The sequence below is a fragment of the Xenorhabdus anantnagensis genome, assembly GCF_028598555.1.
GTDB classification, from domain to species: Bacteria; Pseudomonadota; Gammaproteobacteria; order Enterobacterales; family Enterobacteriaceae; genus Xenorhabdus; species Xenorhabdus anantnagensis.
On the sequence record NZ_JAQRFN010000004.1, the window covers coordinates 93041 to 115654 of the forward strand.

21 protein-coding genes are annotated in these 22614 nt (G+C 42.4%); 16 read left to right on the plus strand and 5 right to left on the minus strand.

All coding sequences use genetic code 11. The features are described 5' to 3' along the window. The first annotated feature begins 170 nt into the window (after positions 1–170). The 7 genes from PSI14_RS04745 (at position 171) to ruvB (ending at position 6589) form a co-directional block, all read left to right on the plus strand. Positions 171–452: a hypothetical protein gene (locus PSI14_RS04745; RefSeq protein ID WP_273574685.1), complete on the plus strand. Its 282-nt coding sequence runs from the start codon at positions 171–173 to the stop codon at positions 450–452. A 757-nt stretch (positions 453–1209) separates the two neighbouring features. Then, positions 1210–2979: an aspartate--tRNA ligase gene (aspS, locus tag PSI14_RS04750; RefSeq protein WP_273574686.1), complete on the plus strand. Its 1770-nt coding sequence runs from the start codon at positions 1210–1212 to the stop codon at positions 2977–2979. After that, entirely contained in the window at positions 2979–3413 is a 435-nt protein-coding gene (gene nudB / locus PSI14_RS04755; RefSeq protein ID WP_273574687.1) for a dihydroneopterin triphosphate diphosphatase, read from the plus strand. Before aspS ends, nudB begins: the two co-directional genes overlap by 1 nt. Positions 3414–3451: 38 nt before the next feature. Further along, on the plus strand, positions 3452–4195 hold the full coding sequence (locus PSI14_RS04760) for a YebC/PmpR family DNA-binding transcriptional regulator (protein ID WP_092519365.1): 744 nt from the start codon (positions 3452–3454) through the stop codon (positions 4193–4195). A 149-nt stretch (positions 4196–4344) separates the two neighbouring features. Next, complete coding sequence (gene ruvC, locus PSI14_RS04765; RefSeq protein ID WP_273574688.1) at positions 4345–4866, plus strand: crossover junction endodeoxyribonuclease RuvC; 522 nt, start codon at positions 4345–4347, stop codon at positions 4864–4866. A gap of 78 nt (positions 4867–4944) precedes the next feature. Beyond that, entirely contained in the window at positions 4945–5562 is a 618-nt protein-coding gene (gene ruvA, locus PSI14_RS04770; protein ID WP_273574689.1) for a Holliday junction branch migration protein RuvA, read from the plus strand. A 16-nt stretch (positions 5563–5578) separates the two neighbouring features. Continuing rightward, positions 5579–6589, plus strand: a complete 1011-nt coding sequence (gene ruvB / locus PSI14_RS04775) for a Holliday junction branch migration DNA helicase RuvB (protein WP_273554228.1) — start codon at positions 5579–5581, stop codon at positions 6587–6589. A gap of 156 nt (positions 6590–6745) precedes the next feature. On the opposite strand, the gene znuB is transcribed toward ruvB, so the two are convergent. Both znuB and znuC read right to left on the minus strand, forming a co-directional pair. Beyond that, positions 6746–7531 (minus strand): zinc ABC transporter permease subunit ZnuB, encoded by a 786-nt coding sequence (gene znuB, locus PSI14_RS04780; protein WP_273574690.1) that lies wholly within the window; start codon positions 7529–7531, stop codon positions 6746–6748. After that, positions 7528–8310 (minus strand): zinc ABC transporter ATP-binding protein ZnuC, encoded by a 783-nt coding sequence (gene znuC / locus PSI14_RS04785; RefSeq protein ID WP_273574691.1) that lies wholly within the window; start codon positions 8308–8310, stop codon positions 7528–7530. The genes znuB and znuC overlap by 4 nt, the downstream gene beginning before the upstream one ends. 52 nt (positions 8311–8362) lie before the next feature. Here znuC and znuA point away from each other — a divergent pair, with 52 nt between their 5' ends. The 3 genes from znuA to lpxM all read left to right on the plus strand — a co-directional run bounded on the left by znuA (position 8363) and on the right by lpxM (position 11785). Next, positions 8363–9322 (plus strand): zinc ABC transporter substrate-binding protein ZnuA, encoded by a 960-nt coding sequence (znuA, locus tag PSI14_RS04790; RefSeq protein WP_273574692.1) that lies wholly within the window; start codon positions 8363–8365, stop codon positions 9320–9322. A gap of 20 nt (positions 9323–9342) precedes the next feature. After that, the gene (mepM, locus tag PSI14_RS04795) at positions 9343–10671 is read left to right on the plus strand and encodes a murein DD-endopeptidase MepM (RefSeq protein WP_273574694.1); all 1329 of its coding nucleotides are present in this window, start codon (positions 9343–9345) and stop codon (positions 10669–10671) included. Positions 10672–10816: 145 nt separating this feature from the next. Beyond that, the gene (gene lpxM / locus PSI14_RS04800) at positions 10817–11785 is read left to right on the plus strand and encodes a lauroyl-Kdo(2)-lipid IV(A) myristoyltransferase (protein WP_273574696.1); all 969 of its coding nucleotides are present in this window, start codon (positions 10817–10819) and stop codon (positions 11783–11785) included. A gap of 108 nt (positions 11786–11893) precedes the next feature. On the opposite strand, the gene pyk is transcribed toward lpxM, so the two are convergent. Continuing rightward, on the minus strand, positions 11894–13336 hold the full coding sequence (gene pyk / locus PSI14_RS04805; protein WP_273574697.1) for a pyruvate kinase: 1443 nt from the start codon (positions 13334–13336) through the stop codon (positions 11894–11896). Positions 13337–13636: 300 nt separating this feature from the next. Continuing rightward, the gene (locus tag PSI14_RS04810) at positions 13637–14488 is read right to left on the minus strand and encodes a MurR/RpiR family transcriptional regulator (RefSeq protein WP_273574698.1); all 852 of its coding nucleotides are present in this window, start codon (positions 14486–14488) and stop codon (positions 13637–13639) included. Positions 14489–14947: 459 nt separating this feature from the next. Between PSI14_RS04810 and zwf the strand changes: the two genes are divergently transcribed. The 3 genes from zwf to mdtI all read left to right on the plus strand — a co-directional run bounded on the left by zwf (position 14948) and on the right by mdtI (position 18221). Next, complete coding sequence (gene zwf / locus PSI14_RS04815) at positions 14948–16423, plus strand: glucose-6-phosphate dehydrogenase (RefSeq protein WP_273574700.1); 1476 nt, start codon at positions 14948–14950, stop codon at positions 16421–16423. 1068 nt (positions 16424–17491) lie between these two features. Then, positions 17492–17887 (plus strand): multidrug/spermidine efflux SMR transporter subunit MdtJ, encoded by a 396-nt coding sequence (gene mdtJ / locus PSI14_RS04820; RefSeq protein ID WP_273574701.1) that lies wholly within the window; start codon positions 17492–17494, stop codon positions 17885–17887. A 1-nt stretch (position 17888) separates the two neighbouring features. Next, on the plus strand, positions 17889–18221 hold the full coding sequence (gene mdtI, locus PSI14_RS04825; protein WP_273554238.1) for a multidrug/spermidine efflux SMR transporter subunit MdtI: 333 nt from the start codon (positions 17889–17891) through the stop codon (positions 18219–18221). Between the two features lie 103 nt (positions 18222–18324). On the opposite strand, the gene PSI14_RS04830 is transcribed toward mdtI, so the two are convergent. Then, entirely contained in the window at positions 18325–18669 is a 345-nt protein-coding gene (locus PSI14_RS04830; protein WP_273574702.1) for a RidA family protein, read from the minus strand. A 100-nt stretch (positions 18670–18769) separates the two neighbouring features. Between PSI14_RS04830 and yoaA the strand changes: the two genes are divergently transcribed. The 3 genes from yoaA to PSI14_RS04845 all read left to right on the plus strand — a co-directional run bounded on the left by yoaA (position 18770) and on the right by PSI14_RS04845 (position 22205). Then, positions 18770–20674, plus strand: coding sequence for a DNA repair helicase YoaA (gene yoaA, locus PSI14_RS04835; RefSeq protein WP_273574703.1), 1905 nt, complete (start codon positions 18770–18772; stop codon positions 20672–20674). Positions 20675–20793: 119 nt separating this feature from the next. Further along, positions 20794–21489 (plus strand): tRNA (adenosine(37)-N6)-threonylcarbamoyltransferase complex dimerization subunit type 1 TsaB, encoded by a 696-nt coding sequence (tsaB, locus tag PSI14_RS04840; protein WP_273574704.1) that lies wholly within the window; start codon positions 20794–20796, stop codon positions 21487–21489. 131 nt (positions 21490–21620) lie between these two features. Further along, entirely contained in the window at positions 21621–22205 is a 585-nt protein-coding gene (locus PSI14_RS04845) for a Slp family lipoprotein (RefSeq protein ID WP_273574705.1), read from the plus strand. The last annotated feature ends 409 nt before the right edge of the window (positions 22206–22614 follow it).

Below are 22614 nucleotides of genomic sequence, written 5' to 3' on the forward strand. Positions count from 1 at the left end.
TTGAGGTTTCCGGAATTATCAATAAGTTACAAAGGATGCAGGAGAGCTTGAGTTCGAGCCGTCCAGCACAAGGTTACTTAATGTAACTCAGTACGTATTACGTTCACAGTGACCTAACTTACTGATTATTATCATTGTTGAAAAACCAGTTCATCTATAGGCGGTGGAAAATGGCACGAAGACAGAAGAAGAATGCACCCTCGATAGTCGCTACGATCACAGGCAAGATTACCGTTTCCCCCAAACGTATAAAGTGCCAGACGGGGAAAGTGATGGCAGTTGCCACCATACAGGCACAGAGCGATAAGCGCAGTGATTACCTGCTGCGTGTCGTGGGCTTTGATGAGATGGCACTATCGGTGATGCTGTTACAGAAAGGTCAGGTGATCACGGTGACGGGAAAGGCTTCTTACTGGCAGGGATATCAGTTAGCTGCTTCCTCAATCGCTTAATAGGTTCCGATGAAATACCCCGCAACCTGTCACAAGGTTGGTACGTTTGGCGTACTGACCTCACTTTGATTATAAAGTCACCAAATCACGTAGAATTACTTTAGTAAAAAACAGTATTCTTTGTAAACTTTTTATAAACGTTAACGTGGTGTACAAACTCACACCTTCTGTCTCTATCGTGAATTAACAAAAGCACATTGTATAGCTGCATGTATAGCAAGAAAAACCCTTTATAGTTTTAATCTTTTTATTTTATTGAAATATAAAGATTTATTTTTAGTTGACATATTTATGACACCAACCTGTAGTCGAGGTCCTCACTTTGGCTCAGTTCCAATCAGACAAATTTTTGGCTGAGCGCGCCAATTGGGATTTGAAAGCCCATTTAAGTAGGAATACCCACTTTGGTTTTATACACGCGGGTGAGGGTGTGAGACATTTTTCGGATACCTTTTATTTGCAAAGATATCCCATATGTTATGGGTGTATTTCTGCCCTATAGTGATAGTGGACTCTCATCCTCACTTGAACTCTTCATTTCCCCTATTTAACGAGCGTGAAATTCATTGCTATATGTTATAGTGAGTATGTTTTCTGTTTGTACATACTGGTGTACATTTGTTATTTTATCAAGTTGTATAATTTATTTAATTGCATGTTTTAATTGGATTAAATTAAGTATAATACTCTTTTTAAAAAGAACAATGCCAAAATTTCCGCAGCAGAAAGCATAACAAGCTGAGTAAAAGGATATTGTATGCGTACTAATTATTGTGGGCAGTTAAGCCTAGCCCATGAAGGCCAAAAAGTGACTCTTTGTGGTTGGGTAAATCGCCGCCGTGATTTGGGTGGTTTGATCTTTATTGATATGCGAGATCGCGAGGGTATCGTTCAGGTATTTTTTGACCCAGACCAGAAAGAAGTCTTTGCTCAGGCTTCTGAACTGCGTAATGAATTTTGTATTCAAATTACAGGGATTGTGCGTGCGCGTCCTGATAACCAAATCAATAAAGACATGGCGACGGGCGAAATTGAAGTTTTCGCAGAAAGCCTGATGGTTTTCAACCGCTCAGAGCCATTGCCACTGGATAGCAATCAGAACAATAGTGAAGAGCAACGCCTGAAATACCGCTATCTTGATCTGCGTCGTTCTGAGATGTCTCAGCGTTTGAAGACTCGTGCAAAAATCACTGGTTTTGTGCGTCGTTTTATGGATGATGCGGGTTTCATCGATGTTGAAACGCCAATGCTGACTAAGGCAACACCAGAAGGTGCGCGTGACTATTTAGTGCCAAGCCGTGTTCATAAAGGCGAATTTTATGCACTACCGCAGTCTCCTCAGCTTTTCAAACAATTGTTGATGATGTCGGGCTTTGACCGTTATTACCAGATTGTAAAATGCTTCCGCGATGAAGATTTGCGTGCAGATCGCCAGCCAGAATTCACCCAGATTGACGTTGAAACCTCGTTTATGACTGCTGAGCAAGTTCGCGAAATCATGGAAAAAATGATCCGTGAACTCTGGCTGGATGTAAAAGGTGTCGATTTGGGTAACTTCCCAATTATGACATTTGAAGAAGCCATGCGTCGCTTTGGTTCAGATAAACCAGACCTGCGCAATCCTCTGGAGTTGGTGGATGTTGCTGATCTGGTTAAAGACGTGGAGTTCTCTGTTTTTGCAGAACCGGCAAATAATCCAAAAGGCCGTGTAGCAACAATTTGTGTTCCCGGTGGCGCAGAACTGAGCCGCAAGCAAATTGATGAGTACGGTAAATTTGTTGGCATTTATGGCGCGAAAGGGCTGGCATGGATGAAGGTTAACAACCGTGCTGCTGGCCTGGAAGGGGTACAAAGCCCGGTTGCCAAATTCCTGTCCGAAGAAGTCATCGAAGGCCTGTTGTCCCGTACCAATGCGCAGGATGGTGATATTTTATTCTTCGGTGCTGACAAGAAAAATATTGTCACTGATGCTATGGGCGCGCTGCGTTTGAAACTGGGCCGCGATTTGAGCATCACGGATCTGGCAAGCTGGAAACCACTTTGGGTTGTTGACTTCCCAATGTTTGAAGACAACGGCGACGGTGGTTTGACTGCAATGCACCATCCATTTACTTCTCCGTGCGATCTATCGGCGTCTGAGTTGGAAAGCAATCCAGAAGCAGCTATCGCGAATGCTTACGACATGGTTATCAATGGCTATGAAGTAGGTGGTGGTTCCGTTCGTATCCATCGCAATGAAATGCAGCAGGTTGTATTCCGCATCTTGGGTATCAATGAGCAGGAACAGCAGGAGAAATTTGGCTTCTTGCTGAACGCCCTGAAATACGGTGCGCCTCCGCATGCAGGTCTGGCTTTCGGTTTGGATCGCCTCGTCATGCTGCTGACCAATACAGATAATATTCGTGACGTGATTGCTTTCCCGAAAACAACGGCCGCAGCATGTCTGATGACTGATGCGCCAAGTCAGGCGAATTCGGCAGCATTGGAAGAGCTGGCTATTTCAGTGGTTAAAAAAGAGAACGAATAATGGCTTATAAGCGCCCTGAATCTGTACTGGTTATGATTTACGCCTTTGACAGCAAAAGGGTGCTGATGTTACAGCGACGGGACGATCCTGAATTCTGGCAATCTGTAACAGGTAGCCTTGAAAAGGATGAAAAACCGTGGGAGGCGGCGTTACGCGAAGTACAGGAAGAGATAGGTATTGATATTATCAATGAAAATCTTGAACTGATGGATTGTCAACGCTGTCTTTATTATGAGATTTTCTCACACTTACGACATCGATATGCTCCGGGAGTAACGCGGAATAAAGAGCATTGGTTCTTTCTTGCGTTACCCGGGGAGCGAGAAATCTTGCTGACTGAACATCTGGCTTATCAATGGATGGCGGCGGAAGAAGCCGCTAAATTGACAAAGTCGTGGAGCAATCGGCAAGCAATTGAAGAGTTTGTAATTTAGTTTATTAGTCTACAAGACGTTTTATCGGAGATATTTTCATGGCAGGTCATAGTAAATGGGCCAATACGAAACACCGCAAGGCTGCACAGGATGCAAAACGCGGTAAGATTTTTACTAAAATTATCCGTGAATTGGTAACAGCTGCACGATTGGGCGGTGGCGATTCAGATTCTAACCCACGTTTGCGAGCTGCCATCGATAAAGCGCTGTCCAACAACATGACTCGCGACACTTTGAATCGTGCAATTGCCCGCGGTGTTGGCAACGACGATTCCGATAATATGGAAACCATCATTTATGAAGGTTACGGCCCGGGTGGTACAGCGGTTATGGTTGAGTGCCTGAGTGATAACCGTAACCGTACTGTTTCTGATGTTCGTCACGCGTTTACCAAAACGGGTGGAAACTTGGGTACTGATGGCTCTGTTTCTTATCTATTTACCAAGAAAGGGGTTATTTCCTACGCGCCGGGTTTGGATGAAGATGCGGTGATGGAAGCAGCGTTGGAAGCAGGTGCTGACGATGTTGAAACTTATGACGATGGGGCGATTGACGTCTACACTACACCAGAGACATTTGGTGATGTTAAAGATGCACTGGACGCAGCGGGCTTCAAGGCAGATTCCGCAGAAGTTTCTATGATCCCTTCCACCAAAGCGGAACTGGATGCAGAAACTGCGCCTAAATTACTTCGTCTGATCGATATGCTTGAAGATTCTGACGATGTTCAAGAAGTTTATCATAATGGTGAAATCTCTGATGAGGTTGCAGCACTGCTGTAATTAGCATTAGGATTTACAGCGTAGAGAAAGTGTTCCTTAATATCAGGGCACTTTCTCTAACGTTTTTATCCCATATCACAAGCGAACTGACTTGGGCAGAGGCGAATGATTCGATCTTGTGAATAGCTCTATATGGTGAATAGCTTGATATGGCGATTATTCTTGGTATTGACCCCGGCTCCAGAGTCACGGGGTATGGCGTTATCCGCCAGCAGGGACGACAACTTATCTATCTCGGTAGCGGTTGTATTCGAACAAAAGTAGATGACTTACCCAGTCGTTTGCAAAGGATCTATGCCGGAGTGACTGAAATCATCACTCAATTTCAGCCCGATGCTTTTGCAATAGAGCAAGTTTTCATGGCAAAGAATGCAGATTCCGCCTTGAAATTGGGGCAGGCGCGTGGTGTGGCGATTGTCGCTGCATCTAACCAGTCTATTCCTGTATTTGAATATGCAGCCCGTCAGGTTAAACAAACTGTGGTCGGTACGGGGGCGGCGGAAAAAAGCCAGATACAGCACATGGTACGTTCGATGTTGAAATTATCTGCTAATCCGCAGGCTGACGCCGCCGATGCTCTGGCTATTGCTATCACGCATTGTCATTTCAATCAAAATTTACTCCGGGTAGGTGATGTGCGGTTAAATTTAACTCGAGGTCGCCTGAAATAGTTATGCTGGATATACGTCCAGTTTTTTTTGTGCTATAAGCTAGCGGAGCGATTTATTTTTATTTTCAGGGGGTAAACAGTGATAGGGCGTTTGAGAGGAACCGTGTTGGAAAAACAGCCGCCGTTGGTTTTATTGGAAACTAATGGTGTCGGTTATGAAGTTCATATGCCAATGACCTGTTTTTATGAACTGCCTGAAATTGGTCAGGAAGCCATTTTATTTACGCAATTTATTGTACGTGAAGATGCTCAGCTATTATATGGGTTTAATGATAAACAAGAGCGGGCACTTTTTCGTGAACTGATTAAAGTAAATGGTGTTGGACCAAAACTAGCTCTGGCGATCCTTTCCGGTATGTCTGCCCAGCAATTTGTTACAGCAATAGAACAGGAAGCCATTGCTTCATTGGTCAAATTACCGGGTGTCGGTAAAAAAACGGCTGAAAGACTCGTTGTTGAGATGAAAGATCGCTTTAAGGGGCTTAATGGCGATCTGTTTAATCAAAGTAGTGATATTAATTTGCCTGTTGCTACCAAACAAGCGAATTCCTCTGCCGATATTGAAGCTGAAGCATCAGCGGCACTGGTTTCTCTGGGATATAAACCGCAGGAAGCCAGCCGGATGGTGAGCAAAGTCTCTAAACCGGGCGCAGATTGTGAAACCCTTATTCGAGAAGCGCTTCGTGCGGCTCTGTAATCACAGGAGTTGAGTGATGATTGAAGCTGACCGTCTGGTTTCAGCCGAAGTTCTGCAAGATGATGAAGCTGTTGATCGTGCTATTCGGCCGAAATTTCTGTCTGAATATGTTGGTCAACCTCATGTTTGTGAGCAGATGGAAATTTTTATTCAAGCAGCTCGTCAACGTGGTGATGCATTGGATCACCTGTTGATTTTTGGACCTCCCGGATTGGGTAAAACCACGCTGGCAAATATTGTTGCAAATGAAATGGGGGTTAATCTCCGAACAACATCGGGGCCAGTATTGGAAAAAGCGGGGGATCTCGCGGCTATGCTTACCAATCTGGAACCGCATGATGTGCTGTTCATTGATGAAATTCACCGTTTATCACCAGTTGTGGAAGAAATTCTTTATCCCGCAATGGAAGATTATCAACTGGATATCATGATTGGCGAAGGGCCTGCTGCCCGATCAATCAAGATTGATCTCCCGCCATTCACTTTGGTTGGAGCAACCACTCGCGCGGGTTCTTTAACTTCGCCATTACGTGATCGATTCGGTATCGTACAACGCCTTGAATTTTACAATGTTGATGATTTGCAGAGTATCGTTTCCCGCAGCGCGCACTATATGGGATTAAGTATTTCAGATGATGGTGCAAGGCAAATCGCGATGCGTTCCCGTGGTACTCCCCGTATTACTAATCGATTATTACGTCGTGTGCGTGATTTTGCTCAGGTGAAAGGCAATGGCTCGGTGGATAACACTATTGCATCCCAGGCCCTTGATATGCTGAATGTGGATTCAGCCGGGTTTGATTATATGGATCGTAAGTTGCTGGTGGCCATTATTGATAAATTTATGGGTGGCCCTGTTGGATTGGATAACTTGGCAGCGGCGATTGGCGAAGAACGAGAAACTATCGAAGATGTACTGGAGCCTTTCCTGATTCAACAAGGATTTATCCAGCGAACACCACGGGGGAGAATTGCAACCAATCATGCTTATCAACATTTTGGATTAAGCAAGGAAAGTGGATCATAATCTATGAAAGTGTAATTTGATAAATGTGTAAGCCAATTACTTCCCAAATTATAAAAGGGTTACAACTAATTAAATTGTAACCCTTGTTAGTCGTATCTGAGCTGTTAAAAAGCAGTAAAATGAAAGCAGTAAAATGAAAAGTGATGAGGATAAATATCAGCTTCTTGCTTTACACGTTAAACTCAATGCAAATAATATTGCTGAACAAAGCACAACAGAAGGTCCTGCCGGAGTGTTATAAAACGCCGATAACGTTAATCCTCCTGTAACAGAAAGCATACCGAGAATAATTGCAAAAAATGCCATTTGTTCCGGTGTGCGGGAGAAACGGCGAGCAGTAGCGGCAGGGATAATCAGCAGGGAAGTGATAATTAATGCTCCGACGAATTTCATCGCCAACCCAATGGTCAACGCTGTCACTAACATCAGGAGAACACGCAGGCGTTGGATTTTAATGCCATCGACAAAAGCCAGATCTTGGCTAACTGTCATTGATAGCAAAGCGCGCCATTGCCATATCAGTAATCCAGCAACAATTGCGACACCGACCGCAATCAACCAGAGATCTTCATAAGTCACAGACAGTAAATCGCCAAATAAGTAAGCCATCATATCGACTCTGACATTGGTCATAAAACTAACGACGACTAGACCTAGCGATAGAGCACTGTGAGCCAGAATGCCCAATAATGTATCAACCGCCAATTGCGGGCGTTTTTCCAGCCAAACTAAAATAATCGCCAGAATGAGTGTAACGGCAATAACCGCATAAAATGGATTGACATTCAGTAAGAAACCGAATGCGACACCAAGTAGTGATGCGTGTGCAAGCGTATCGCCAAAATAGGACATTCTGCGCCAAACGACAAAAGAACCAAGAGGTCCTGCGGCAATGGCTAAAAAAATACCGGCTAGCCAGCCAGAAAGCAATAATTCAATCATCGACGTGATTCTCCAACGTTTTTCAAAATAATTTTCCCTTTAAGATCATGATGATGATTATGGTGATGGCGGTAAACTGCCAGTTGCTCTGCACCATGACGTCCAAACATTGCAATAAATTCTGGGTGCATTGACACCACTTCTGGTGTTCCAGAACAGCAAATGTGTTGGTTAAGGCATAAAACTTCGTCTGTTTTCGCCATTACTAAGTGCAGATCATGGGATACCATAAGTACAGCGCAATTAAGTTCTGTCCTGATTTGATTGATTAAATCGTAAAGCGCCAGTTGACCATTGACATCAACACCTTGTGTTGGTTCATCAAGAACCAAAAGTTGAGGTTGATTAAGTAAGGCTCTGGCGAGTAACACTCGTTGTGTTTCTCCACCTGACAGTTTTTGCATGGGTTGTTCCAGCAAGTGGGTAGCGTTGACCCGATTTAATACTGGCATGATATCTGCTGATTTCACGTTGGGTCTTAGCATCATGAAACGTTTAACAGTCATGGGCAGAGTGGGATCAAGGTTAAGTTTCTGCGGAACATAACCAATTCTCAGCACAGGGCTTTTTTCGATAGTGCCCGAAGTAGCTTGGATTAAACCAAGAACGACACGAACCAGAGTCGATTTCCCCGCTCCGTTCGGGCCGATCAGGGTCAGAATTTTACCTTGCTTGAGATTAAATGAAATATTGTTTAATACCTTGCGGTGACCAAATTCAACCGTAATATTTTTTAGGGTTATCATAGTTAACGTGTTAAAAGAATCTTGCAGAATCATTGAGATGTTATAATATAACACAATTGTTTTTTTTGCATGGAATATTCATATTATGTTACACAAGCCACAGAAATACGCGCATAAATTTTTTCGTAAAATCGCGCTAGCTACTGCATTGGTAGCAGGGATGAATGGCGCTGCGCAGGCAGATGTCGTTACATCTATTCGTCCATTGGGTTTTATTGCTGCCGCCATTGCTGATGGTGTAACAAATACTCAGGTACTTTTGCCCAATGGCGCTTCTCCACATGATTATGCGTTACGGCCTCTGGATGTACAAAAAATTAATCAGGCTGATTTGGTTGTCTGGATTGGTCCAGATATGGAAACTTTTTTGGCGAAACCGATAGCTAAAATTGAACGGAAAAAACAACTGGCACTGGCTGAATTATCAACCATCAAACCACTGTTGCTGAAGAATAATGAAGATGCTAATTATTTAGGCGGTGAATTACATAATCATAAACATGATACAGATCATGAACATCATCATCACGGCGAATATAATATGCATATTTGGCTTTCTCCAGAGATTGCGAAGAAAGTCGCTCAGGCAATATATAATCAGCTTATTGAACAATATCCTCAACAAAAACAGCGATTAGAAGTAAACCTACGTAAATTCAATGGACAGCTTGCACAAACTGATAAGAATATTGTTAATATTTTAAAACCCATAAGAAAACAGGGTTATTTTGTTTTTCATGATGCATATAGTTATTTTGAAAAACACTACCAACTGGCCCCATTGGGTGTTTTCACTGTTAATCCTGAAATACAACCCGGTGCCCAGAGATTACACTATATACGAACACAATTGGTTGGGCAGAAAGCGAGATGTATTTTTGCTGAACCTCAATTCAGGCCAGCCGTTATTCATGCCGTAGCAAAAGGCACAGATGTACGCATCGGGATACTTGACCCTTTAGGGAGTGGCATTGCATTGGACAAAGATAGCTACATGAAATTTATAACTCAGCTGTCACAACAATATGCGAGTTGCCTGAATTAGTACAATAAGGAATTTTATTAGTGCAGCAGATAGCTAAAACTATCGTTCTGGTATACAACAACCTGCCGAAACCACATAAGATCATGCTTGGGTCCTTAACGCTGGTCACTTTAGCTATAGCGATATGGCGGCCGGTTATTTACCATGAACGAGCAGAACGGACAGGCAACATTATTCTCAATACTTCCGATAGTGTTCCAGAAGTAGCATATCCAGATGCGACAGATGATGTAGCAGGGGATGATAATGAACAACTTCCCAATGAAGGCATTGGCGATGAAGATGGCAGTTCTGATGCAGCAGCAAATGTTCCGCATAAGTATGTCGTTTCCAATGGGGATAGCCTGAGTTCGATTTTAAATCAGTTTGGCATTAACTCCTCCGATATTGCTTTGCTGGCAAATCAATATAGCGCGTTGCGTAATTTAGGTATTGGTCAATCATTATCGTGGACTACTGACGATAACGGTAATTTAAAAACATTGACGTGGGATATTTCGCGTCGTGAAATTCGTACTTATACCCGCGAAGGAAATGATTTCCGAGAAATACAAGAATTCCAGAAAGGGGAATGGAAAAATAAAGTTATTACAGGCACAGTCGATGGTAGTTTTAATGGTAGTGCCCTGACCGCTGGATTAACCAGCAGTGAAGCCAGAGAAGTGACAAAAGCGCTGCAATGGCAGATAGATTTCCGTAAATTACGTAAAGGCGATCGTTTTTCTGTGCTGATGTCCCGTGAAATGCTTGATGGAGAAAGTGAACAGAGCCAGTTGTTAGGTGTTCGTTTACAGAGCGGAGGCAATGATTACTATGCTTTCCGTGCCAATGATGGCCGTTTTTATGATAGCAATGCTTCCGGTCTGGAACGTGGTTTCTTGCGTTTTCCTACAACTAAACAATTCAGAGTGTCTTCTTCTTTCAATCCACATCGGTTAAATCCGGTCACCGGCAGAGTTACTGCACACAGAGGGGTTGATTTCGCTATGCCTGTAGGAACGCCTGTTCTGGCGGTTGGTGATGGTGAAGTCATTGTATCCAAATTTGATGGTGCAGCGGGTAATTTCATCGCCATTCGACATGGTCGTCAATATACCACTCGATACATGCACTTGCGGAAATTATTGGTAAAACCGGGTCAGAAAGTGAAACGGGGTGAACGCATTGCGCTATCAGGGAGTACAGGACGTTCAACAGGCCCACATTTGCACTTTGAATTCTGGGATAATCAGCGACCGGTTAACCCGCTCACCGCAAAATTACCGCGTTCTGGCGGGCTAAGTGGCAAAGAGCGTACAGAATATGTAGCGATGGTTAAGGAGATTGAACCTCAACTGTTGCTAGATTAAGTTGTTACCGGATTAAGTGCTCCTGCTCCTGCTTCAGATTATTGACAGACATAAAAGCGGATGATTGCTATCATCCGCTTTTATATTATTTTTTGTTGTAAACTTGTGCCTTGAAATCGAGTGTTGGAATCATCAGAGTTAGCTCATGAATAGAGAAAAAGATACAGATAGTAAATTGGGATATGTCCCTCGGTTTCATCGATCTTATTTGCATCCTCGTTATTGGGGGCTTTGGGCTGGTGTAGGAATATTGGCCGGATTGGCTTATATTCCAGCCAAATGGCGTGATCCATTGTTAGCCAAGATAGGTGTTTGGGCGGGTAAAAAAGCGAAAAGCGCTCGTCGCAGGGCGAAAATCAATCTAATTTACTGTTTTCCTGAGTTAACGGAACAACAGCGCGAAGACTTGATTGATAGAATGTTTGCTAGTGCGCCTCAGTCATTTGTTATGCTGGCTGAGCTTTGCCTAAAAGGCGCTGAAGAAACGTTGAAGCGTACTCAGTGGCACGGTGAGGAAATTTTTCATAAATTACAAGCACAAGGGAAAAATGTCATCCTAATGGTTCCTCACGGATGGTCAATTGATATTCCTGCCATGCTTTTGTCAGCTCGTGGTTACAAAATATCAGGTATGTTTAATCATCAGAGCAATCCTGTAGCTGATTATTTGTGGAATAAAGCGCGTCAGCATTTTGGTGGACGTTTGCATTCTCGTGATGCAGGAATTAAGCCCTTTATTGCATCGGTACGTGAAGGTTTTTGGGGGTATTATTTGCCCGATCAGGATCATGGTGAAGAACATAGTGAATTTGTTGATTTTTTTGCCACTTATAAAGCAACACTGCCAGCACTTGGGCGTTTGATGAAAGTTTGCCGTGCAGCCGTTATTCCGTTATTTCCGGTTTATAATTACGAAACCCATCAGTTGGATATTTATATCCGTCCACCAATGGACGATATTGCAGGACAGGATGATGCTTATATTGCTCGTCGCATGAATGAGGAATTAGAAGAATTAGTTAAGCCTAATCCTGAACAATATACTTGGATCTTAAAATTGCTCAAGACGCGGAAAGAAGGAGATATTGAGCCTTATAAAAGGAAAGAACTTTGATTCTTGAATAAATTTCCAGCCTTCCGATTAATTATGATAAGCGGCAGTGTACTGCCCCTTATCATCTGTTTTTATGAATAATTCAACTATTTATTATTCAACTGATTATTATTCAACTTCAAGTATGCGGCAGGTATTGGTACTGCCAACTGTTCTCATCTGATCGCCCTGAGTCACCAGCACTAAATCTCCGGTGGTGAGGTCGCCTTTATCACGCAGACGGTTAATAGCTTCGCTTACCGCAGCGATCCCATCAGTGTGTAAGCTACAATAGACGGGTGTTACACCACGATAAAGTGCGGTACGGTTTAAGGTCGATTCATGGCGTGACATAGAAAAGATGGGCAAGCCAGAACTAATACGAGACATCATGCGAGCCGTGCGACCAGATTCGGTCATGGCAATAATTGCTTTGACGCCTTTTAAGTGATTGGCTGCATACATGGTAGACATTGAAATCGCTTCTTCAATGCTATCAAATGTAATATCCAAGCGATGTTTGGAAACATTGATGCCCGGCATTTTTTCCGCCCCGATACAGACTTTTGCCATAGCGGCAACGGTTTCCGCTGGGTATTGACCCGCCGCAGTTTCGGCAGAAAGCATAACCGCATCCGTACCATCCAGTACCGCATTAGCAACATCCATGACTTCAGCACGTGTCGGCATTGGGTTGGTGATCATTGACTCCATCATTTGTGTGGCAGTAATCACGACACGATTCAATTGGCGGGCACGACGAATCAGTTTTTTCTGTACACCAACCAGTTCAGGGTCGCCGATTTCAACACCAAGATCACCACGGGCAACCATGACAACATCAGACGCCAGAATGATTTCGTCAATAATTTCGTCACTGCTGACGGCTTCCGCTCGCTCAACTTTTGCGACGATTTGGGTTTCACAGCCTGCATCTCGTGCAAGACGACGGGCGTAATTCAAATCTTCACCTGAACGAGGGAAAGAAACAGCAAGATAATCAACACCAATTTTGGCGGCTGTAATGATATCTTCTTTATCTTTTTCGGTCAGTGCTTCGGCTGATAATCCACCACCCAGTTTATTGATGCCTTTATTATTGGAAAGTGGACCTCCAACGGTTACTTCTGTGAAGACTTGCATGCCCTGAACTTTCAGGACTTTCAATTGAACGCGCCCATCATCCAATAGCAGGATATCACCGGCCGTTACATCAGACGGTAGACCTTTGTAGTCAATACCGACTTTTTCTTTATTTCCTTCTCCCTTACCCAAATTGGCATCCAGCAGGAATTTATCCCCAATATTCAGGAAAATTTTTCCTTCCTTAAACGTGGATACGCGTATTTTTGGCCCTTGAAGATCACCAAGGATAGCAACGTGGCAGCCTAAACGGGCGGCAATTTCGCGCACTTTATTCGCACGTTGGACATGATCTTCCGCAGTGCCATGAGAGAAATTAAGGCGGACGACGTTGGCTCCCGCGCTGATAACTTTTTCTAGATTATTGTCACGATCTGTAGCTGGGCCGAGTGTAGTGACGATTTTTGTTCTTCTGAGCCGTCTGGACATGTATTACTCCGTTGACCTGTGAAGTATATATACCTTGCGTTTTTCAAGTTGCAGCTTTATTGACTGAGTTCACTCACTCTGGTCACATAGTTATCTATGTTTTCAGGGATACGTTTTCTTGCCGTTATGCTATAACCCGAAATCCATTGGGTATATGAATTTTTAATTACTTTAGAATAACCATTTTATTCGTTGAGTATTAACCCCATGCTGCAAATATGCAGATAGGGAAAAGTCTACATATGCTATCAGTCTGGAGAGTTGATAAATAGTGAACAAAAACACAGTCTATTTTCTGGTTTATGATTCATGCTTATCAAACCGTGAATTACGCAACGCTTCTTTGACCCTCTTCAAGTTATCCCTGAATTTTGAGCCTCGGCGCAGTGTGAAACCGGTTGCCAGTACATCAATGATGGTTAATTGAGCAATTCTTGAAACCATCGGCATATAAATATCCGTATCTTCAGGAACATCCAGCAAAATGGAAAGGGTAGCTTCCTGCGCTAATGGGGAACCTGTTGAGGTAATGGCGATTACGGTTGCATCATTTTCGCGGGCCAATTTGGCAATTTCTACGAGGCTTTTTGTTCTTCCTGTATGGGATATCAATACGACAACATCGCCTTCGGTACTGTTAATGCAGCTCATGCGTTGCATCACAATATCATCAAAATAGGTAACCGGAATATTAAAGCGAAAAAATTTGTTCATGGCATCATGGGCCACAGCCGCTGAGGCTCCCAAACCGAAAAAAGAGAGCTTTCTGGCTTGTGTCAGAAGGTCGACGGCACGGTTAACTGCTGCAATATCCAGATTATTTTTGACCGTTTCCAGATTCGCCATAACTGATTCGAAAATTTTGTTTGTATAAGAGGTGACGCTGTCACTTTCCTCTACATTGCGGTTCACATAAGGTGTACCATTGGCAAGGCTCTGTGCCAGATGTAATTTAAAATCGGGAAAACCTTTGGTATCGAGGCGTCGACAAAAACGATTAACCGTTGGTTCACTCACATTCGCCATTTTAGCCAGGATGGCAATACTTGAATGGATGGCAGTTTGTGGTGAAGCAAGAATGACCTGCGCAACCTTTTTTTCTGACTTACTCAAAACATCAAGACTATTTTGGAGCCGTTCCAGTGTGTTCATAAAACGCAGTTCAACCTCGGTTTTAGCGATTTCATTAACAGGAGAAATCTATGTCATTTTCATGAAAATATACTACTTGTTATGGAAAGCTGGCAGTGGGAACAATCGGATAACTTGAGATTTTTCATGAAAATATGACAGGTATCTAACTTTCAACTTGGTAAGATTACTTCTTAATCGTTGTAAATTTTCAGTTGATAGTTACTGTTCGGTATAAATTCTGACCATATTATTAGTGAATATAGCACTAATATGAATGTGAAAACAGCGTATAGAAAACGGGTATAAGATTATTTAATAGCCTGTATTCAAAAAGTTCACATTGTAACCAATACAGCAGCAATGTGAAATACGAAAGAAGACATGAATAATCAGTGTTTACTGCATATAACCAAAGGAGTACATTACCCACAGATTCTGTAAAAAAATTACAATATCCCGTAATTGAGGAGATGCAACATGGCGGTGATGTCTACAGCTCAGGCTTGTAATTTGGTAATTTTTGGGGCGAAAGGAGACTTAGCACGCCGGAAATTAATGCCTTCCCTTTATCAGTTAGAAAAAGCGGGTTATATCCATCCTGATACCCGAATTATCGGCGTCGGTCGCGCAGATTGGGATAAAAAAGCCTATATCAAAGTCGTTGAAGAAGCGTTGGCTACATTTATGTCCGAGAAATTGGATCCAGAATTGTGGAAGAAGCTCAGTTCACGTCTGGAATTTTGTAATTTGGATGTAAATGAAACAGAACATTTCATCGAGTTGGCAAAAATACTTAATAAGGATAACTTGCCTGCGATTCATTATTTTGCGATGCCACCAAGTACGTTTGGTTCAGTATGTCATGGACTGGGAGCAGCGAAACTAAATGCGGAACCGAACCGTGTCGTGATGGAAAAGCCATTGGGAACGGATCTTGCTTCTTCCCGAGCGATTAATGATGAAGTTGCAAAATATTTCAATGAAAGCCAAATCTACCGCATTGACCATTATTTGGGTAAAGAAACCGTGCTGAATTTGTTGGCATTGCGCTTTGCCAACTCACTTTTTGTCAATAACTGGGATCATCACACGATTGATCATGTGCAAATCACCGTTGCTGAAGAAGTTGGTATTGAAGGCCGTTGGGGCTATTTCGACCAGGCAGGGCAGATGCGGGATATGATCCAAAACCATCTTCTGCAAATCCTGACCATGATTGCCATGTCGCCACCGGCTGACCTAACAGCTGATCGTATTCGTGATGAGAAAGTAAAAGTGCTGCGATCATTGCGTCGAATTGATCACACCAATGTGCGGGAAAAAACCGTTCGCGGACAATATACGGCGGGTTTTGTGCATGGCAAGAAAGTTCCTGGTTATCTGGAAGAAGAAGGAGCAAATAAAGCCAGCAAAACAGAAACGTTTGTATCGATTCGTGTTGATATTGATGACTGGCGTTGGTCTGGTGTGCCTTTCTACTTGAGAACAGGGAAACGTTTGCCAGCTAAGTGTTCTGAAGTTGTTGTTTATTTCAAAGAACCTTCTCTGAATCTGTTTGCCGAATCCTACCAGAAATTACCTCAGAATAAATTGACGATCCGCTTGCAGCCAGATGAAGGTATTGATATTGAAGTGCTGAATAAAGCGCCGGGGCTGGAGCATAAACATCGTTTGCAAACGACCAAACTGGATCTGAGTTTCTCTGAAACATTCAATCAGACGCACTTGGCTGATGCTTATGAAAGGTTGCTGTTGGAGGCGATGCGCGGTATTCAGGCACTGTTTGTTCGCCGTGATGAAGTGGAAGAAGCATGGAAATGGGTGGATTCCATTATGGAAGCATGGGCTGCGGATAACGAACCACCAAAGCCTTATCAAGCTGGTACTTGGGGGCCAGTTGCTTCTATTGCCATGATTACCCGTGATGGGCGTTCATGGAATGAGTTTGAGTAATTTGTGTGTTATTTGATTTGTACTAAATCCACTTATTAAAATAACAGCCGGACATTAAGACCGGCTGTTATTTATTAAAAACATGATGTTATTGACCATTATTAACTTATTATTTCAAAGTAACTCTCTATTCAAAAATAAATTATTCATCTGTGATGAATCTATGTTTGGCAACTTGAATTTACGTCATAAAATAATATAATAAAATTTGATATAGGAAAGTTTACTTTTTGAATTAAATGATGAAAATCATCAAAAACTGATTATTGTTATAAAAAATAAAATTAGTATAAGTGGACATTATTCTTTTTTTCGTCAAGATATGAATTGTCAAAAATATTTAATTTTAAATATCACATAAAAACTTATACCGATCCGTTATTACGTTGTATTTCCTTTGGTTATTTTGATCTCAATGCTATTGCGTCAATATCTTATCCGATGTTATCAAGCGAGATGCCAAATTTGATATCTGAATAATGGAATTTTGCGTTACTCCACTTTTATTATTAAAAGTGGAGTAAGTTGTTTGATTTACTTGGATGTAAGATAGGCTGAATTCCCTAAAGAAAAATATTAGTTCTGTTAATTAAACTCGGTATTTGATGGCACATGCTTGATTATTTTGGAATAGCGGAGAATGTGATGAATAAAAATAACAAGCAAATACAAGAGGTTGCTTTTTATTTTGAACTATGGTAGAAATATCCCCATTAACACTATCAATATGAGGGTTCGTAGTATATCACACAGTGAACATCGTGTGATGAAAGAATAAAATATCATGAATAGCGCCAAAAGCGTCAACATTCAACATAGTAAAAAAGTTCAACGTTGTACCCACGTTTTTTTCCTATCAACTATTTTATCCAGTGAGCACTATTGGTGCGGCGCCCTTTAGGGCCTTCTCCTGTTAACCGGTTTTTCACCGGCATTTCCCTTTTGCCAAAATATTTCGCTAAAACGTCAGGTTGATTTTGACATTGCGTAGTTGCATTTACAGCCGATCTTGTTGGCATTTATAGCTTGATATCTTGGCATGCTTATCAATATGTTCAGGAGAAAAAAATGATTTATTGGATATTTCTTGCACTGGCAATTGTGGCAGAAGTGATTGGCACTCTGTCAATGAAACAAGCCAGCGTTTCGGGTGATTTTACAGGCATGATTGTGATGTACACCATGATCACTACTTCTTATATTTTGCTGGCAATTGCTGTAAAAAAAGTGGCATTAGGTGTGGCTTATGCATTATGGGAAGGTATCGGGATCCTGTTTATTACTGCTTTTAGTGTACTGTGGTTCAACGAATCACTGTCATTGATGAAAATTGGTGGATTGACATTATTGATAGCAGGAATTGCTTTGATCAAGATAGGGTCAAAAAAAGCCCAGGACCATGCTTCAAACAATACATCAACTTCATCAAATAATGTTTTAAACAAGCAAGTCAAGGAGGCATGATATGCTAACCCAATTTGAATGGTGGCACGGTGCATTCTTGGTTCTGGCTGTTGTTTTGGAAATTGCGGCAAATATTTTATTGAAATTATCCAATGGTTTTCAGCGCTTCTGGATCGGTATTTTATCCCTGATTGCTGTTTTGGGCGCATTCAGTTCGTTGGCTCAGGCAGTAAAAGGGATTGAACTTTCCATTGCTTATGCTTTATGGGGAGCGTTTGGCATTATTGCTACAGTAGCAGCAGGTTGGATCATGTTTAATCAACGACTGAATTTTAAGGGATGGGGCGGTATTGTACTGCTATTGATCGGTATGATTATGATTAAGATGGCTTAATTTTTACGTTCCATACCTTAAACTTCATTTTATACATTCATTTCCAAAATGGCATTGAACGGGCAATAAGTCGTTCAATGCCATGTTTTTTTGATGAGTAAGCTTATAAAGCGGCGATAATTTTAATTTCTACTTTATATTTAGGATTCATCAAGGCGGCTTGGACAGTGCAACGAACGGGAGCGTTCCCCGCAACAACCCATGCATCCCAAGCAGCATTCATACCTGCAAAATCAGCCTTGTCCGCCAAAAAAATCGTAGCATCTAAAATCTTGCTCTTGTCTGAGCCAAGACGATGTAACAGAGTATCAATGGTAGCCAGAGTATCGGCGGTTTGCTCTGTAATATCGCCATCCAGCTTTTCTGGCACGCTGGTATAATAGATAGTGTCATTGTGAACGACCGCTTCTGACCAACGAGTATCTGGATCGATGCGTGTAATAGTCATTAAATCTCCTGTTAATTTATACAGTTTTTTGCTGAATTGGGTGGTTATTACAACTCAGTATTGGCATAATTCTGCCACAATTTATTGAAAGAGACAGTTCGTGTCAGACGATTTTGCGAAAAATGGCATACTTGCCAAAGCCATACCGGGTTTTAAGCCACGTGATGCTCAGCGGGAAATGTCTTCGGCTATTACTGTTGCGATCAAAAAACAGCAGCAATTGGTCGTGGAAGCAGGAACAGGAACCGGTAAAACATTTGCTTATCTGGTGCCGGCTTTACGTTCCGGTAAAAAAGTCATCATTTCTACTGGTTCCAAAGCGTTGCAGGATCAGCTATACAATCGAGATCTTCCTACCATCGTTGGTGCTTTAGGTTTTACAGGCGATCTGGCGCTATTAAAAGGGCGTTCAAATTATTTATGCCTTGAACGCCTCGAACAACAGTCGATCGGCAATTCCCAGATGGAAGCTGAAATATTGGCGGAAGTCATTAAATTGAGGCATTGGTCAGCCCATACAGAAGATGGCGATACCAGCAGTTGTCATCAAGTGGCGGAAGACAGCACTGTCTGGCCGCTGGTCACAAGTACCAATGACAATTGTCTTGGTAGTGATTGCTCTCGCTATAAGGAATGTTTTGTTCTGAAAGCCCGCAGAAAAGCGATGGAAGCAGATATCGTGATAGTTAACCATCATCTTTTTATGGCTGATATGGTGGTTAAAGATACCGGATTCGGTGAATTAATCCCGCAGGCTGATGTCGTGATTTTTGATGAGGCTCACCAAATTCCCGATATTGCCAGCCAATACTTTGGTCAGCAGTTAAGTAGCCGCCAATTGATGGATTTATCGCGTGATATCATCATGGCTTACCGTATTGAAGTGCGCGATCAGGCACAATTACAAAAAAGTGCAGATCGCCTTAGCCAAAGCGCACAAGATTTTCGTTTGTCATTGGGTGAAAACAGCTATCGGGGCAATCTCCGCGAAGCCTTGCGGCAGCAACAAGTTCAGCGGGCGTTAGTACGGTTGGATGATGCTCTTGAACTTTGTTATGACGTGATGAAGCTTTCTTTGGGGCGTTCAGCCATGCTGGATGCGGCTTTTGAGCGAGCAACGGTTTACCGCAATCGTCTTAAGCGTCTGATTAATGTCAGCATACCCAATTACAGCTATTGGTTCGAAAGTTATGGACGGCACTTTTTGCTGGCACTGACACCGTTATCTGTCTCTGACAAATTCAGCGAGATGCTTCAGGAACAATCGGGTTGTTGGATTTTTACCTCGGCAACATTGTCGGTCAATGAACAACTAAGCCATTTCACCGAACGTTTGGGACTGAAACAAGCACAAACATTGCTCTTGCCCAGTCCATTTGATTATCAACGTCAAATGTTATTGTGTGTTCCACGTCATTTACCATCACCGAATCAGAATGGCGGCGCAAAATGGTTGGCTCGTATGTTGAAGCCATTGATTGAAAGTAATAAAGGACGTTGTTTTTTCCTCTGTACTTCTCATCAAATGATGCGCAGTTTGGCAGAAGAGTTTCGTGCCAGCATGACATTGCCAGTATTGGTGCAGGGTGAGACGAGCAAGACACAATTGCTGACACAATTTATCTCTGCGGGTAATGCCTTGCTGGTGGCGACAGGCAGTTTTTGGGAAGGGGTAGATGTCCGTGGAGATGCGTTATCCTGCGTTATTATTGATAAATTGCCGTTTACTGCGCCGGATGATCCATTGCTTAAGGCGCGTATCGAGGATTGTCAACTTAAGGGGGGAGATGCCTTTAATGAAGTTCAACTTCCCGATGCGGTGATTGATTTGAAACAGGGTGTTGGACGGCTGATTCGTGATATTGACGATTATGGTGTTGTGGTCATTTGTGATAATCGGTTAGTGATGCGTCCATACGGTGAAGTTTTTCTGAATAGTCTGCCTCCTGCTCCCCGTACCCGTGATTTATCAAAAGCGATAGCGTTTCTGAAATCACGTCCATGACAGTCAGGGTAAAATTGTCTGGTGTAAAATTGTTCGGAGTAAAATTGTCGGAGCGATGGTGTTGGGGCTATGGTAGTATAGCCCCTTGTTTTGAATTCTATTCTTGCCGGAGTTAAGGCATGTCCACGCGGATTTTAGCTATTGATACTGCAACTGAAGCCTGTTCTGTTGCACTTTGGAATGAAGGTGCTGTTGAGGCACAGTTTGAAATTTCCCCACGAGAACACACTCAACGTATTTTACCGATGGTTCAAGACGTATTATCGAAAGGTGATGTGAGTCTGCAACAATTGGATGTATTAGCGTTTGGGCGTGGGCCGGGGAGTTTTACCGGTGTACGGATTGGTGTTGGTATCGCACAAGGTCTGGCATTGGGTGCTGAATTACCGCTGATTGGTGTTTCTTCTCTGAAAACGATGGCTCAAGGGGCTTTTCGTTTAAAAGGGGCAACAAACGTTCTGGTTGCCATTGATGCCCGGATGGGTGAAGTCTACTGGGGGCAATATACCCGTAATTCGCAAGGTGAATGGCAAGGTGATGAAACAGAAGCAGTTTTGAAACCTGAACAGGTGCAGGAGGTCATGAACGCTTTGTCAGGGGAGTGGATGATTGCGGGGACAGGGTGGGAAGCTTACCCTCAATTATTGCACAGTCACTTAACACTGATAGCAAGTGATATCACTTTACCTCATGCAGAAGATATGCTGCCACTGGCGGTTCAGATGTGGAAAGCGGGAGAATCGACAGCGGTTGAACATGCTGAGCCTGTTTATCTACGTAATGAAGTTACATGGAAAAAATTGCCGGGCCGTTAAGAAATTCTGTCTGGTGAAATAAAATTCATGCAACTTGTGGCAGAAAGCGGTGTCCATGAGTATAGAGAGCGAGAGGGCGGTTAACTGGGTTTATAGTTGGCTTAACAAGGTTTTTCTGGGTTGGAGAATTTATGCTCAATACAACATACTATCGAGGCATACTGCAAGCGGCGGTATTGTTGGGAACTTTAGTACTCTCGGGCTGTGTATCTGTTCCTGACGTTATTAAAGGTACAACCAAAACGCCGGTGGAAAATCTGCTTTCTGTCAAAAATGCACCTGAATTATACATTGGGCATGAAGGGCGTTTTGGTGGGAAAGTACTTAATGTCTTAAATGAAAAAGACCAGACTCGATTGGAAATATCTACCATGCCACTGGCAGGTAATGCCGCCCCACGTTTGGATACACCTTCTCTGGGGCGAGTTTATGCCTATGTGAATACTTTTTTAGAACCCAGTGATTTTAAAGATCATTATGTGACTGTTGTAGGTTTGATTACCGGTCTTGAAAAAGGAAAAGTAGGTAATAGTTCGTATAATTATGTTGCAGTGAATGTCACGGGAGTGAAACGCTGGCATGAATCTCAGAGAATGATTTTTCCTTCTGCGATGAGCACTGATCCATGGGGTTATTATGGCAATCCTTACGCTCCATTTTGGCGCGATTATTCGCCATTTCAACCTGTGTCAGTTGAAACGATTTTAACTGAATAATTTTTTTAATTTTAAGAAAGTCATATTTCCAATCAAAGTTGATAAAAACGGCATGAATACCCCTATCTTTTATAAGTCTATCTTATAAGCTAAACCCTATTATAAATTCTATTCTCAATAATTATCTTTTATTGGAGTATTCTGTTTATAACCATTAGGAATAATGGAAGACTTTAAGTCAAAAATTAGCAAATCAGTGTATAATCAATGGATTATAAATCCAAGTGTTAATAATTTGACTAATTTATTGATAAATAACAAAAAACATTCAGGCGGCAAAAGCCGCCTTATTTTTTGCAGTAATTGATTGTATTAAATTAGTGATGTGTATCGCCAACCTGAACATTGTTTCTTTTCAAACTGGTACGCTGAGTTAATAATTTGTTAAATATACAGATCTAGTTTGTTT

Bases quoted from the DNA above. Each gene is read 5' to 3' on its own strand.
- tsaB (WP_273574704.1), top strand. From the start codon at position 20,794: ATGTCCACGCGGATTTTAGCTATTGATACTGCAACTGAAGCCTGTTCT.
- pyk (WP_273574697.1), bottom strand. From the start codon at position 13,336: ATGTCCAGACGGCTCAGAAGAACAAAAATCGTCACTACACTCGGCCCA.
- PSI14_RS04745 (WP_273574685.1), top strand. From the start codon at position 171: ATGGCACGAAGACAGAAGAAGAATGCACCCTCGATAGTCGCTACGATC.
- ruvC (WP_273574688.1), top strand. From the start codon at position 4,345: ATGGCGATTATTCTTGGTATTGACCCCGGCTCCAGAGTCACGGGGTAT.
- ruvB (WP_273554228.1), top strand. From the start codon at position 5,579: ATGATTGAAGCTGACCGTCTGGTTTCAGCCGAAGTTCTGCAAGATGAT.
- PSI14_RS04830 (WP_273574702.1), bottom strand. From the start codon at position 18,669: ATGACTATTACACGCATCGATCCAGATACTCGTTGGTCAGAAGCGGTC.
- PSI14_RS04810 (WP_273574698.1), bottom strand. From the start codon at position 14,488: ATGAACACACTGGAACGGCTCCAAAATAGTCTTGATGTTTTGAGTAAG.
- lpxM (WP_273574696.1), top strand. From the start codon at position 10,817: ATGAATAGAGAAAAAGATACAGATAGTAAATTGGGATATGTCCCTCGG.
- znuA (WP_273574692.1), top strand. From the start codon at position 8,363: ATGTTACACAAGCCACAGAAATACGCGCATAAATTTTTTCGTAAAATC.
- PSI14_RS04760 (WP_092519365.1), top strand. From the start codon at position 3,452: ATGGCAGGTCATAGTAAATGGGCCAATACGAAACACCGCAAGGCTGCA.
- nudB (WP_273574687.1), top strand. From the start codon at position 2,979: ATGGCTTATAAGCGCCCTGAATCTGTACTGGTTATGATTTACGCCTTT.
- zwf (WP_273574700.1), top strand. From the start codon at position 14,948: ATGGCGGTGATGTCTACAGCTCAGGCTTGTAATTTGGTAATTTTTGGG.
- PSI14_RS04845 (WP_273574705.1), top strand. From the start codon at position 21,621: ATGCTCAATACAACATACTATCGAGGCATACTGCAAGCGGCGGTATTG.
- znuC (WP_273574691.1), bottom strand. From the start codon at position 8,310: ATGATTCTGCAAGATTCTTTTAACACGTTAACTATGATAACCCTAAAA.
- mdtI (WP_273554238.1), top strand. From the start codon at position 17,889: ATGCTAACCCAATTTGAATGGTGGCACGGTGCATTCTTGGTTCTGGCT.
- znuB (WP_273574690.1), bottom strand. From the start codon at position 7,531: ATGATTGAATTATTGCTTTCTGGCTGGCTAGCCGGTATTTTTTTAGCC.
- aspS (WP_273574686.1), top strand. From the start codon at position 1,210: ATGCGTACTAATTATTGTGGGCAGTTAAGCCTAGCCCATGAAGGCCAA.
- mdtJ (WP_273574701.1), top strand. From the start codon at position 17,492: ATGATTTATTGGATATTTCTTGCACTGGCAATTGTGGCAGAAGTGATT.